Below are 14,023 nucleotides of genomic sequence, written 5' to 3'. Positions count from 1 at the left end.
TATATTTTTATTAGTGATTCACCAATAAACAATAATTTTCTTATACCTTTTAATATTGCAAATAGTTCGACTGTACTATTTACAAAATAGAACAGTCAAACTATTATAAAAGAACAACCGTACTTTTATATATTAATGGATTGATAACATGAAATTTAGCTATTTTAACAACAGCGCTAATAAGTTTGGTTTAGCAACAATAGGACGTGGGCTCACCAGCGCTTTTAGCATGCTCACACCACGATTAAGTGCATTCTTGGGCCAGAAAATATTAATGCGCCCTTATGGGCGACGTTCATATAATAGTGAGTTAATTCAGCCTGATAACGAGCTAAACATACTAACTTCGTTAGGCATTGTGCATGTCAATATATTCGGCTCTGGCAATAACGTGATAGTTGTTAGCCATGGTTGGGAAGACAATAGCCAAAGTTTTCAACATATGATTTTGTCGCTAACTGAGCAGGGATATCTTGTTGCCGCAATTGATCATATTGGTCATGGCAAATCCACAGGGAAGAAATCTCACTTATTAAGTTTTATCGAAACAATGAATTTGCTCGTAGAACATTTCAATGAAGAAAGAACGCCGGTACAAGCAATTATTGGCCACTCAATGGGGGCGATTGCCACCCTTAACTTACCTTATAGCCTGCTAAGCAATAAAAAAATCATACTGATTTCATCACCGATAAAATTCTTTGAGCTTATGTTTCAAAAGGTAGAACAAGTAGGAATTTCGCGGAAGTTATTGAAACGTGTATTAGAAAGCATCAGCTATAAATACGGTAAAAATTGGCAACAATTAACAGCAGAGCATCATAGAGAAAAATTAGATTTAAATGTTACTTTCATCCATGATCGCAATGACAGATTTGCTCCATTTGACGACGTTAAGCATTTTTTAAATCAAGAAAAAAACACCTTAATTACCACTGAAGGACTTGGTCATAGAAAAATTTTAGGTGATACTAAGGTAATTGAAAATATTAGTCAGGTTTTAGCTTCTTAATGAATAAAGGCGAACGCACCCGTAATGAAATTTTAAAGCAAAGCATCATACATAGCAGTCAATATGGTCTAGCAGATATTACCATAGGTACTATATCTAAACTTTGCAATATGTCTCGGACGGGCGTTATTTCTCATTTTGAAAATAAAGAAGACATGCAAATTGCAATATTAGAATATGGTGAAGAGTTATTTAAAAAACGTGTGATTCAACCTGCTTGGCGTGAAGATCCGTTAGATCATGTTATTGCGTTACTTGAAAATTGGGCTGACTGGGTTCGAGAAATGTTTACCGAGCACCAAGTCAGCTGCCCATTTATTAAAGCTGTTGTTGAATTTCAAAACCGTCCAGACTCTAAAGTTCGTACCTTTACCGTTAGCCAGCAAAATCGCTTAATCGACTATTTAACACATCGTATTAATCGTTGTATTGAGCACGGAAGACTCAAAGAAAATACAGATAGTGTTGCTGTTGCTTACGAGCTTTATAGTTTGTATTTAGGCCACGCTATTACCCAACATAGTGTTGCAATCAATACCCCTAATACTATGTTTAAAAGCAGTATCGTCAGGTTATTAAAGCAATACCAAATATCCTCACAACCTTAATAGCTCTAATGAGTACAAATTAATTAGCTAATTTGACACTTCTGATCGCCATAATAATTATCGGCATAATTACATTCTATTGAATGTTGTTTATTCGCGTTATCGCTATTTGTTGTAAAAGTAACTAACGCTTTTATATATTTAATTATGTTTTTCATCACTTTATTCCTTATTTCGTTTAAGTCATTATCGATAGAGTTATTATTATCTAAGTTGGTAATTCAGTAAATTTAATAAAATTAATAAAGTTATCCTAAAAAACAGATTAAAAATCTAACAACACTTTGCGTTTAACTGCTCAGTAAATATTTCTTTTAAGGTAGTCAGTTCATTGGTGCGAACATAATTAGGGCGGATAATTAAAGCAATTGTTCGATGCGGGCCAGGTTCGTTTAAATGCACAGCCCTAATTTCTGACTCATTATAAATTAACTGATCTAAAGCCATTTGAGGCACCAATGTTGTACCAAGCTTACCTGCAACCATTTGAATAAGTGTATGTAAACTTGCTGAGTCAAAATCAGAATCTTGTTTGTCATTTTGCAAACTACAAGCCGCTAAGGCGTGATCTTTTAAACAATGACCATCTTTCAATAACATCAACTTTTCAATCTCAAGCTCTTCACTGGTGATTTCTTTGAGTTGGCTTGGGCATTCATCTTTATGGCTAACCCAGTAAAAGTCCTCTTGCCAAAAATCAAAACTCATTAAGCCCTCAATTGGATAAGGTAATGCTAAAATAGCGGCATCTATTTCACCATTTCTGACCATATCAACCAGCACGTGAGACTGCTCTTCAATAATTTTCATTTTAAACTCAGGAAAGCGTTTTCTCACTTCAGGTAATACTTTTGGCAACAGGTATGGACCAATGGTTGGAATCACTCCAAGTGTCATAGCATTGCTAAATGGTTGGTTATCGGATTGCGATATCTGCATTAAGCCATCTAGCTCTAACTTAACCGTTTTCGCTTTATTTAAAATAAGCTGACCTTGGCTAGTAATTAACACTTGCTTGTTATTACGCTCAAATATTGTCGTACCAAGCTGCTTCTCCAGCTCAATTATTGCTGTACTTAATGCTGATTGTGACACATGACATGCGTCTGCTGCTTTTTTAAAGTGCAACGTTTTTTCAACAGCTAAAGCATAATGGAGTTGCTTCAATGAAATCATAAATATAGCTACCTATACAAAATAAACTACGGACAAAGCTCTGTCCATAGTTATTAGTGAACATAAAAGCCAGTTTAATTAGTTTATTTGATTATACCAGCCTAGGTTAACTGCTCTTTATGTCAAATCGTCACAATAAAATCATAAACATCTGTTTATAAAGAAAATTAAATCATCATTAAAAAAACAGAATAATATCTTTCAATCAATCAATTATAAAAACTAACTCACCAGTTCTACGCTTGAATAACTAGGGCTTATCATCAACGAATAAGTCAGTGTTACTACTGGGGAATAACATGTTAAAAAAAACACTACCGCTTGCCACAGCAATAGGTGTAGCCATTTCATCAATGACCTTATCAACTTCAGCTTTCGCTGTAGGTGAAGCAAAAACCAACCAATTCTGGTGGCCTGAACAACTCAACTTAAGTCCTTTGCGCCAACACGGCGCAGAATCAAACCCTTACGGTGAAAACTTTAACTATGCCAAAGAATTTGCCACGGTCGATTTACAACAACTCAAAAAAGATATTGAAGTAACTCTTACTGATTCAAAATCATGGTGGCCAGCTGACTGGGGACATTATGGTCCGTTAATGATCCGTATGGCATGGCATAGTGCTGGCGTTTATCGTGTAAACGATGGTCGAGGCGGCGCATCAGGTGGGCAACAACGTTTTGATCCACTTAATAGTTGGCCAGATAATGTTAATTTAGATAAGGCACGTCGCTTACTCTGGCCGGTGAAACAAAAATATGGTCGCAAAATATCATGGGCTGATTTAATGGTACTTTCCGGCAATGTAGCCTTAGAATCTATGGGCTTTAAAACCTTTGGCTTTGCCGGCGGCAGAAGCGATGATTGGGAACCCGACTTAGTATATTGGGGACCCGAAACAGCCATGCTTGATGATAAGCGCCGAGACAAAAAAGGCAAACTCAAAGGGCCACTGGCTGCTGTTGAAATGGGCTTAATTTATGTCAACCCTGTTGGCCCACATGGTAAGCCTGATCCTCTTTTAGCAGCAAAAGATATTAGAATGTCATTTGGCCGTATGGCGATGAATGATGAAGAAATTGTCGCGCTTATTGCCGGTGGACATACTTTAGGTAAAGCCCACGGCGCTAAAAAACCAGAACAATGTGTTGAAGCCGAGCCTGCTGTAGCTGACATTGAACAACAAGGCTTAGGTTGGAAAAACAAATGTGGAACAGGCGTTGGTGCTGACACCACTAGCAGTGGTTTAGAAGGAGCTTGGACTACAACACCAACACAATGGTCTTCTAACTATTTAGATAACTTAATGAATTTCGATTGGATTATCACAACAAGCCCTGCTGGCGCAATTCAGTGGATACCTAAAGATAAAGCTGCGGCAAATTTAGTACCCGATGCCCACATTCCAAATAAACGTCATGCACCTATTATGTTTACCACTGACTTGGCACTAAAAGAAGATGCCGAGTTTTTAAAAATAGTTCAACGTTTCAGAGCAGATCCTAGAGAATTCGATACAGCATTTGCTAAAGCTTGGTTTAAATTAACCCACCGCGATATGGGGCCACGGGCACGATATGTAGGCTCAGAAATACCAGCAGAAGTTTTATTGTGGCAAGACCCAATTCCAGCAGTAGATTACTCACTAATTAATGAACGCGATATTAATAAACTTAAAAAGCAAATCATTAGTTCAGGGATATCAAATGCCGAACTTGTTAAAGTTGCATGGGCAGCAGCATCAAGCCATCGAGTTACAGATATGCGTGGTGGTGCTAATGGCGCGCGTATTAACCTCGCCCCACAAAATAGTTGGACAGTAAATAATCCTAAAAAGTTAAAGAAAGTACTCTCAACGCTAAAAAATATTCAGGAACAGTTCAACCGAAAATCAGCAAATAATAAGGTATCTCTTGCTGACGTTATCGTTCTTGCTGGCGCAACAGCGATTGAAAGCTCTGCTAAAAAGGCTGGCTATAATATCAATGTGCCATTCGCACCTGGTCGTGCTGATGCAACTCAAGCGCAGACCGATATCAAGTCATTTAATTATTTACAACCTACAGCCGATGGCTTTAGAAATTTCTACAGCAATGACAGTTATATGTCGCCGGCAGAAATGTTAGTTGATAAGGCGAATACCTTAGGTTTAAATGTGCCAGAAATGACCGTACTCATTGGCGGTATGCGAGCATTAAATGCCAACTATGATGGTTCATCTTTAGGTATATTTACCGAAACCCCTGGCGTGTTAAGTAATGACTTTTTTATTAACTTACTAGACATGTCAACAACCTGGCAGAAAGACAGTTCACAACCAGGGCTTTACCAAGGTATTGATCGTCATTCTGGAAAAATGAAATGGCAAGCAACTCCGGTTGATTTAATTTTTGGCTCTAGCTCTGAATTGCGTGCTATTGCCGAAGTTTACGCCTCTAATGATGCTAACGACAAATTCATCAATGACTTTGTTAAGGCTTGGGTGAAAGTAATGCAGCTTGATAGGTTTGACTTAAAATAAGCTCTAGCTAATGAATTTAGAGCTACTCTAGATTAAAAAGAAAGGAGTAATGAATAAATAGCCTTACTTAATCGATAAATAAATACATGGTTAAGGAACTTTATGTTAATTCCTTGTTCATACTATATGAGAGGCTTTTATTTCCCTTAGTGTTTCATGTTTTTATAATGCGTTTACTTTTAAAGTAAACGCTTTTTTTTGCCTATTTTATTGCCGACTCTCACTCAAAATAACTAACCTTAGCATCAAAAACTATCACCAATGTAATGGATCAATGGTGTAGTACTGGGTTAATTGTCGGTAAAGTTTCGGATATTCTCTCGCTAGCTGTTGAGATTGCTCAAAGAATACTTCGCTGGCGACAGCAAAAAACTCAGCAGGATTTGTTGCACCATAATAATCAAACAAAGATGGCGAGCCTGTTTGTGCTTGTTGTTGTAAAATTGCAAACTGCGCCGAAAAAACTTCTGACCAACATTGATAACTTTGTTGTTTATCGAGAATTGGTGCTCCATTAGCTGGGCCATTCTCTTGATCAAGTTGATGAGCAAACTCATGAATAACAACATTACGGCCATCATTAGGAATTTGTGCTCCATCTAGAGTGTCCTGCCACGACAAAACAACTTTACCAAAGTCCCATGACTCACCCGCTAAAACAACTTTTTGAGAAAACTGTACACCGTCTGCATTTCTATTTTGTTGCTCTTTAACAAACGCTCTTGGATATACCAATATGGTTTTTAATTTCGGGTAGTAATTAGTTTCTCGGTTAAGAAGCAGTAAACATGCTTGCGCAGCAATAGTTATTTTAATTTCATCTGTTATAACGACACCATTGCAACCAACAAACTCTTTTTCCGCCAAGAATACTTGAATATGTTGTTTTAACTGTAGCTGCAAATCTGCTGGCATAATACGAAAATATGGCATACGTTGCTGAATAATTTTACGCCACGATTTTTTAAAAGGTTTACGTTTGATCATTGAGCGTTTATAGCTTTGCCAATAAGGTTTTCCAGCCAAATAGACAATTAATATCACACCAATAAATATTGGTAGGAAGTAAGATAGCATAACGTATAAAGCACCCTAGTTTCTTTAAGCTTATTTAAAGAAGTGCGTACGCAAAAGTGAAATATCAAGTCATGGACAAAATATTACGTTAACCAATTACAATCAAATCTACTTAATTAACAAAATAAAAAAACAATTTGAACTAATTAAAACTTCACGACTCTTAGTATACGAGAGGCTTTATTTCCCTTAGTGTTTCATGTTTATTTATAATGCGTTTACTTTTTAAGTGAACGCTTTTTTTTGCCTTAAATATTCTGCCTACCTTCTTTTATTTGATCGTTATCCGTTATTTAAGATGAGTTATTTAATACTGAATTCAAATTACTTTACTCGTGAAATAGTACCGTTATAAGCCGTGTTATTTGGATTAAACACAACAATAAGACTGGGTATTAGCAAAAAGCTTGCTATTCGTAATCATAGAGCGATATATGGTGATTTAACTCCATTATAATTATTTATTGGTAAGAACTATTTTTAATAATTATCACTAAAATAAAAAGCCAGCAAATAATCGCTGGCTTTTTTAATTAAATAAACAGTGTTTAGCTAAAAACGTTTATTCTTTAATGCATTTATTATTTTCGGTAAATACATTAGGCATAAAACGAATATCGCTAATTGACAACTTTATTGCACCATGGGTGCTAAGAGCAAACGGTGAAACAATTTTATCTAACTGAACACCATTTTTTGCAAAGCATTGCAAATCAATAGCAATTTCCCGCCACTCTCCTTTAGGAATAGCGCTTAATTGCTGCTGAATATTAACTTCTGCCCAGCAACTACCAGCAACATCACCTTCAGATTCACAACTCATAGCGATCATCATCGCATCTTGAATGTCGCTATCACGTTTTACTGTCATCACTAATGCAGAGTTTTGTTCCAGCTCAAAAGATAAATCTTCTCTAAAGCTACTCGCAAACTCGATTCCTGCTTTAGCGCTGCCATAAGTTTCAAGACGAAAAGCGTCTTCTTGTACATTTTTATCAATCGTACGGTAACCAACCCCGGGTAACACACCACTATTTGAAAGTAATTCGGAATGTTGCGTGTTAGAAGTTAAAAACATCCGCCAAGGCTTCTTAACTTTACCAGTAAATACTTCGGTATTTTTTACCCTAGCTTCATCACTCTCGATATGCTCAGGAAGATTATCCGGCAATAATTTGGGGGCTGCGCTTTCATTAGATACATAACTTAAGCCATAACCGTAAGGCAGTAATGGATCGTATTTTTTGTCAAATCGATTGACAATTTGGTTTGCCGTTTTTGGCCATGAGAAAGATAACTTCCCTTTAAAATCAAATGGAATATTATCTTCTTTATCTTTAAAAAGTACATCTGCCACCGCTTTCCCTTCAGAGCCGGGTAACCAAGCAGCAACGAAAGCATCACTGGCATTAAGCTCAGCATTTACCCACATAGGTCTGCCACTGATAAAAATACTAACCACTGTAACGCCTTGGCTCTTCAATTTTTTCAATAATGCTAAGTCAGTCTTTGTCCCGCGTTGATAGGCGAGATTATCTTTGTCGCCATGACCCTCGGCATAGGGTTCTTCACCAAAAACAACGATGGCGACATCTGGTTTTTGCGAAAAACTACCATCTTCACTTAAACTAACATTACCACCAGCGGCCGTTACTTGTGCCGCAATACCATCATAAATAGAGGAGCCACCTGGAAAATCATTGTTACTATTATTTGTTCCTTGCCAGGTGATACTCCAGCCACCAGATTGCTTACCAATGTTATTGGCAGCATCACCAGCGACTAATACATCTAATTTTGGTGCTAGAGGTAAAATATTGTTTTTATTCTTTAACAATACCAATGACTCTCTTACGGCTTGCCTTGCAACTTCGCGGTGTTGCTCACTACCTATAAGTTCGGTCTTTCCTGAGAAAATTCGGTCTTTAGGGCTCGGTTTACTGAAAAGTCCGGCACGTAATTTAACTCGTAGAATGCGAGTCACTGCATCGTCAATACGCGATAACGGAATGATGCCTTGATTAACCTGAATAATGGTGTTTTCCATTAAAGGCTTCCAAGCATCCGTTGGCACCATAAAAATATCTAAGCCAGCATTGGCAGCTTGTGGGCAACTTTCATTAGTACAGCCAATAATTTGCCCATGACCATTCCAATCACCAACAACAAAACCATCAAAACCCATTTTATTTTTCAAAACATCTGTTAGTAAGTAACGATTACCGTGAATTTTGTCGCCATGCCAACTATTGAATGACGCCATTACGGACTGAGCGCCTGCAGTTAACCCGCCAACATACCCTTGGGCATGAAGATCAAACAGTGCTTGCTCCGAGGCTATATTATTACCTTGGTCGTCCCCATCAATCGTACCGCCATCACCAATGAAATGCTTAACAGTGCTGATCACCCTGTCATCATCTAAAAAGTCATCTCCAGCATGACCTTGCAAACCTTTAACAACAGCCGCAGCATAATCTTTAACAATATCAGGATCTTCAGAGTAACCTTCATAAGTCCTGCCCCAGCGATCATCTCGAACCGTTGCCACCGTTGGCGCGAATACCCAGTCAATACCTGTAACCATGACTTCGGTCGCGGTAATTTGAGCTATTTTCTCCACTAACTCAGGATTATTAGCAGCACCTAAACCGATATTATGTGGAAATAGCGTCGCACCAATAACATTATTATGACCGTGGACGGCGTCCGTGCCCCACATGGTTGGAATTGTTGAACCATCAATTGAATCATCAATAGATGCTTGATACATCTCTTCGGCTAAGGCAATCCAGTCTTGCGGTGTTGAGTGCTTATTATTGTTTGGAAATGCACCACCACCATTAAGATAAGAGCCAAAGCCATATTTGCGCATATCTTCAGGTGTAATATCACGAATTTCAGGCTGAATCATTTGTGCGACTTTCTGTTCTAAAGTCATTGTAGATAACAAGCGTTGAACTTGGCGTTCAAGGGCCGTATCAGTGTTAACGTCAGACACTATTTCTGGCCAAATCGACAAATTATTATTTACTAATTTAGTACTAGTTTCGTTATCTTTATCCGACTCTTTAATCGCGGTATTACAACCTTGAGTAACCAGTAAAGTTAGTGTTGAAAACATCAGGCAAGTTAACTTATTCATTATCTTTGCTCCTGATTATTTGTCAAAACAGGCGTAGCACCGCTCAAACCGTAATAAACGATATAGCTATAGCAGAGAACAGGAATAACAAATGATAATTGCACACCAACAACATCAGCCAGCACACCTTGAATTAACGGCACAATAGCACCGCCAACAATAGCCAGACATAAAATTCCAGCCCCTTGACTCGTATGTTTATCTAAACCATTTAGCGCTAAGCTAAAAATAGTTGGAAACATTATCGAATTACATAAGCCAACTAAAAGTATCGCCCACATCGCCATACTGCCACTGGTTAAAATGGCTACAGATACTAAAAGAACAGCAAAAAAGGCATTAAAACTAAGAACCTTAGTAGCAGATACTTTTTGCATAACTGCTGCACCAATGAATCGTCCAACCATAGCTCCAGCCCAATAATATGTGAGATACTTGGCTGCTTCAGATTCTTCTAAAGAAGCAATGTTAGCTTCACCAAAAAAGTTAATAAGAAAACTACCAATTGATACTTCAGCGCCCACATAAACAAATATACCAACGGCCCCTAAAACTAAATGACGATACTGCCATGCAGAGCCTGATACCACCTCATCAGAAGAGGTCTCGGCGCTACTAATATGAGGAAGCTTTAGCCAAGCAAAAATTGCCGCAAGTAAAAGTAACGCAGCAGTAAGTATCAAATAAGGAACTTTGACAGAATCAGCAGAAGGCGCTGACATTGAGTGTGCCGCTTCATTAAGAATAAACAAAGCACCTAAATAAGGAGCAACCGTTGTACCTAAAGAGTTAAAGGCTTGAGTCATAGTTAAGCGCGACGATGCTGACTCTTTTGGCCCAAGTAGCGTTACATAAGGGTTTGCAGAAACCTGTAAAATAGTGATACCGCTAGCCAACACAAATAGAGCCGATAAAAACATCGGGTAGCTGTGCATTGACGCAGCAGGATAAAACATCAAACAGCCAAAAGCTGCAACAACAAGTCCAGCTACAATTCCTTTTTGATAGCCAACTTTTTTCACTAGCTGCCCTGCTGGTAATGAAACCAAAAAGTAAGCACCAAAAAAGCAAAACTGCACCAACATTGACTGTGTGTATGTTAAGTCAAATATTGCTTTTAAATGAGGAATAAGAATGTCATTTAGGCAGGTAATAAAGCCCCACATAAAAAACAATGTTGTTAATGAGATCAGAGCAAAACGGTTTTGACTAGGCGAAACAGCATTAGTTACGCGTTGTTCTTGCTCTAAAATGACCGAATTCCCAGCCATAATAAAATTCCTATATCGAGAAGTATCGATATTTGCTGCACACGAATATAAGCTCGCTCACAGCAATATCGATGTAAGAAGTACACTTATAATGTTTAATAAGTGCGGTTTACAAGTATCTAAAATCAAACATTACCGACTTTAATTAGTCGCTTTATGTCAGTTGCACTTAGTTATCCATAGTGTATCTAAAGCCAAGAGCATATCTTGGGCCGTATTGCGCGGCGCTTAAGAACTGACTTTCAAAACGGCTAAATGAGCGTTCAGTTTCGTTGGTTAAATTCACACCTTCAAAAAATACCGTCATATTGTCATTAAGTTCATAGTTAACACTTAGATCCCATTGCAAGTACTCTTCGGCATATTGTGGAGGAGAACCAGCAGCATCAGGTAAACCTTGGCCAATCAGGTACTCATCACGCCATGCACCGGTAATTTTTACTGATAAACCATCTTTCTCATAGAAGCCTTGTAAGTTTGCTGAATCACTTAAGCCTGACAACACAGCTTGAGACGCAAGTACATAGTTATCATATTCAACATCACCATCAACAAAAGTGGCATTAAACCCGGCGCCAAAGCCAGACTCACCAAATAAGTGTTGAATAGCAATCTCAATACCATTGACTTTACGTGAGCCAACATTCTCTGGAGAGCTTATGGTCCATTCGATAAGAGGATCAGTTGCTGCGTCTGGTAACACGCGGTTGTTCTCGCCAATACCTACGCCATTGGCAACAATTTCATTGTATATTGCTGAGTCTGTCGCTTGTTCACCACGTCCTTCAATAGCAGCAACTGCGTCATTCCAACGCTGGCCTAAATAAACATCATGAAGACCATCAAATGTTGTTTTAACTTCAGCATTATCAATCCAGTCGTCTACATCTTTCCAAAATAACCCAATCGCGGCATAGCTAGCTTCGTCGTAGTAATATTCAAGAGTTAAATCAATATTAGTCGACTTAAATGGCTGCAAATTAGGGTTACCGCGACTACCACTTCTCGAGTTAAGTTTTGGAGATGATGTTAAGCTAAGGTTTCCAAGCATATCGCCTAATGTAGGCCTAGTGATAGTTTGACCCCAAGACGCTCTTGCAACTAAATCATCACTGAGATCAACCTTGATATCTAACATTGGAAGGAATAAATCATAATTCCCTTCATAATCGACTTCAACTAACTCGCCACCACTGGCAAACTGAGTGATCCACTCAGAGCCACCAGCCCAATAAACAAGTTCAGCTACCCGACTTTTAGCGGGACTAACAATATCAGTTTCTTCATAACGTACACCAAGATTAACCTGTACATCGTAACCACTAACTTCAAAGAGCCAATCAGTAGAAACGTACAAACTAATAGTTTCTTCTTCGACTTCATTAACAGGGAAATCATCAAAACTACCTATTTGATAAACATCACTACCAACCACATCTTCCGTCAAAAATAAGGCTTGTCTTGTGAATGCTTCATCAAGATTAAAAGTGTAGGCATAGCCAGGAGAAACACCACCAGAGCCAAAAGAGAACTGATCAAGAAAGTCACTTAAATCAACTCTTTCAAACATACCGTCTGGGAATATCTCAGCAAAAGTACCGTTATTAAACCCTGGTGCATTTGCATTATTTGAACCACCCCAGCCACTTAATGTTTGTTTAGTGTAGGCGGTACCAAATTTAACGGTTTCCAGACCAAAATCAGTATCTAATAATAGTTTTCCGTCTAGCTGTACTTGTGAAACTTCCGATTCACCGGGCGTACGAGTAAAAATACTAAAGTTAGAACCAATTTGGTTCGGGTTAATTTCTTGAGTGCCATTATTCCAGTTAATGTTAAAGCCGGGAATATCGCCCTCGGTAAAGAAATACTCTTTGGTAGACAAGTCAGCAGAGCCCAATATGACCCGAGCATTAGCACCTAAGCCTTTGTCTTTACCATTATCAGTGGTTGTTTTAGAGGTATGAGCGTCAAAGGTGAAGCTTAAATTATCGCTGGCAAACCACTCAATGTTAATACCAGTCGCTTTCGAATCAACTTCATTGGTCTCACGAAAGGAAGTAAACGAGCCATCGTCGCCAGCAGAGTTATAATAAACAGCCGTGCCATTTTCATCCAATTCATAAGAATTGGCATTACCTCCGAATGAACCATTCCACATGCCCCAAGAAAGGGAATTATTGCCAGTAACGGCATTAGATACAGTGTGATCTACAGTAAAAATTAAATCATCTGTCGCAGCAAATTGAAAGGTAACTTGTGCATTGGTGCGCTCACGTTGAATATCCTCTCTAGCGTAGCTTATCTCTTGTGGAAAGAAAGAAGCAGAAACATATTCACCGTTTTCGCCAGCAGTTGGATCAAAAAACTGCTTAGCGACATTTCCTTCTGCATCAACAGGTCGATTATCTATAATATTTTCTGGGTCAACACTTAGCGATGGGTTCACTAACCATGAACGAACATTAGCAGCTTGACGTTGAAAATCTCTTCGGTGATAAGAGAAATTTGCTGAAACGCCAAAACGATCATCATCAAAGGTATTGCTATAAATACCGGCTATTTCAGGTGTAACATCATCGCCATCTTCAACAGAGCTATCATGAATCCCTTTTGCCATAAAAGAGAACTTTTCACCTGGGTTTTGAAAAGGTTTAGCCGTAACAATATTTACTGTTGCCCCTAAGCCTCCGGTAGGAACCTCAGCACGTGCAGTTTTCATAATTTCGAGAGAACTAACACCTTCAGATGATAAGTTTTCAAAATTAAACGAGCGAGTAAAACCCGTTCCAGCCATTTGCCGACCATTTAAGGTTACCAAGTTAAATTCAGGACCGAAACCACGTACCGTAATCTGGCTACCTTCACCGTTACTGCGACTTACGGAAACCCCAGTAATACGCTGTAATGATTCAGCTAAGTTTGTATCAGGAAACTTCCCCATTTCTTCAGCAGAAATGGCATCAACCACACCTGACATATCGCGTTTAATGTTCATTGACCTAACTAATGAACCTCGAATGCCCTTTACTTCAATAACTTCAATATTTTCATCATTATCTGTTAGTGCAGCTTCTTCTTCAGCGGCTAAAACTTGTTGGCTAAAACCTGTCGCAATAATTGCTGAAATACAAACAGCTAAATGTTTTTTTGAGAATGTTAAATGTTTCATGTTAACCCTACTTAGTTAAATTTAGTTTTATTTATGGCGG

At 38.4% G+C, this 14,023-nt stretch carries 8 protein-coding genes; 3 read left to right on the top strand and 5 right to left on the bottom strand.

Annotated features, from left to right (window positions below; genetic code table 11):
* Positions 1 to 148 precede the first annotated feature (148 nt).
* Together AC27E9_RS11455 and AC27E9_RS11450 are read left to right on the top strand one after the other, a co-directional pair.
* Entirely contained in the window at positions 149 to 1,012 is an 864-nt protein-coding gene (locus AC27E9_RS11455) for an alpha/beta hydrolase (RefSeq protein WP_487130282.1), read from the top strand.
* Positions 1,012 to 1,620, top strand: a complete 609-nt coding sequence (locus AC27E9_RS11450) for a TetR/AcrR family transcriptional regulator (RefSeq protein ID WP_487130280.1) — start codon at positions 1,012 to 1,014, stop codon at positions 1,618 to 1,620. The genes AC27E9_RS11455 and AC27E9_RS11450 overlap by 1 nt, the downstream gene beginning before the upstream one ends.
* Before the next feature lie 273 nt (positions 1,621 to 1,893).
* On the opposite strand, the gene AC27E9_RS11445 is transcribed toward AC27E9_RS11450, so the two are convergent.
* Complete coding sequence (locus AC27E9_RS11445) at positions 1,894 to 2,796, bottom strand: LysR substrate-binding domain-containing protein (RefSeq protein WP_487130278.1); 903 nt, start codon at positions 2,794 to 2,796, stop codon at positions 1,894 to 1,896.
* A gap of 299 nt (positions 2,797 to 3,095) precedes the next feature.
* On the opposite strand from AC27E9_RS11445, the gene katG reads away from it, so the two are divergent.
* On the top strand, positions 3,096 to 5,318 hold the full coding sequence (gene katG / locus AC27E9_RS11440) for a catalase/peroxidase HPI (RefSeq protein WP_487130276.1): 2,223 nt from the start codon (positions 3,096 to 3,098) through the stop codon (positions 5,316 to 5,318).
* Between the two features lie 255 nt (positions 5,319 to 5,573).
* Here katG and AC27E9_RS11435 read toward each other — a convergent pair whose 3' ends face one another.
* The 4 genes from AC27E9_RS11435 to AC27E9_RS11420 all read right to left on the bottom strand — a co-directional run bounded on the left by AC27E9_RS11435 (position 5,574) and on the right by AC27E9_RS11420 (position 13,983).
* The gene (locus AC27E9_RS11435; protein ID WP_487130274.1) at positions 5,574 to 6,395 is read right to left on the bottom strand and encodes a M90 family metallopeptidase; all 822 of its coding nucleotides are present in this window, start codon (positions 6,393 to 6,395) and stop codon (positions 5,574 to 5,576) included.
* 562 nt (positions 6,396 to 6,957) lie between these two features.
* Positions 6,958 to 9,540 (bottom strand): glycoside hydrolase family 3 protein, encoded by a 2,583-nt coding sequence (locus tag AC27E9_RS11430; protein ID WP_487130272.1) that lies wholly within the window; start codon positions 9,538 to 9,540, stop codon positions 6,958 to 6,960.
* Entirely contained in the window at positions 9,540 to 10,811 is a 1,272-nt protein-coding gene (locus AC27E9_RS11425) for a sugar MFS transporter (RefSeq protein WP_487130271.1), read from the bottom strand. The genes AC27E9_RS11430 and AC27E9_RS11425 overlap by 1 nt, the downstream gene beginning before the upstream one ends.
* Positions 10,812 to 10,980: 169 nt before the next feature.
* Entirely contained in the window at positions 10,981 to 13,983 is a 3,003-nt protein-coding gene (locus AC27E9_RS11420) for a TonB-dependent receptor (protein ID WP_487130269.1), read from the bottom strand.
* Positions 13,984 to 14,023 lie beyond the last annotated feature (40 nt).

Source organism: Colwellia meonggei (assembly GCF_057537295.1).
Note: the sequence above shows the minus strand (reverse complement) of the source record. Positions and strands in the feature narration are given on the sequence as shown.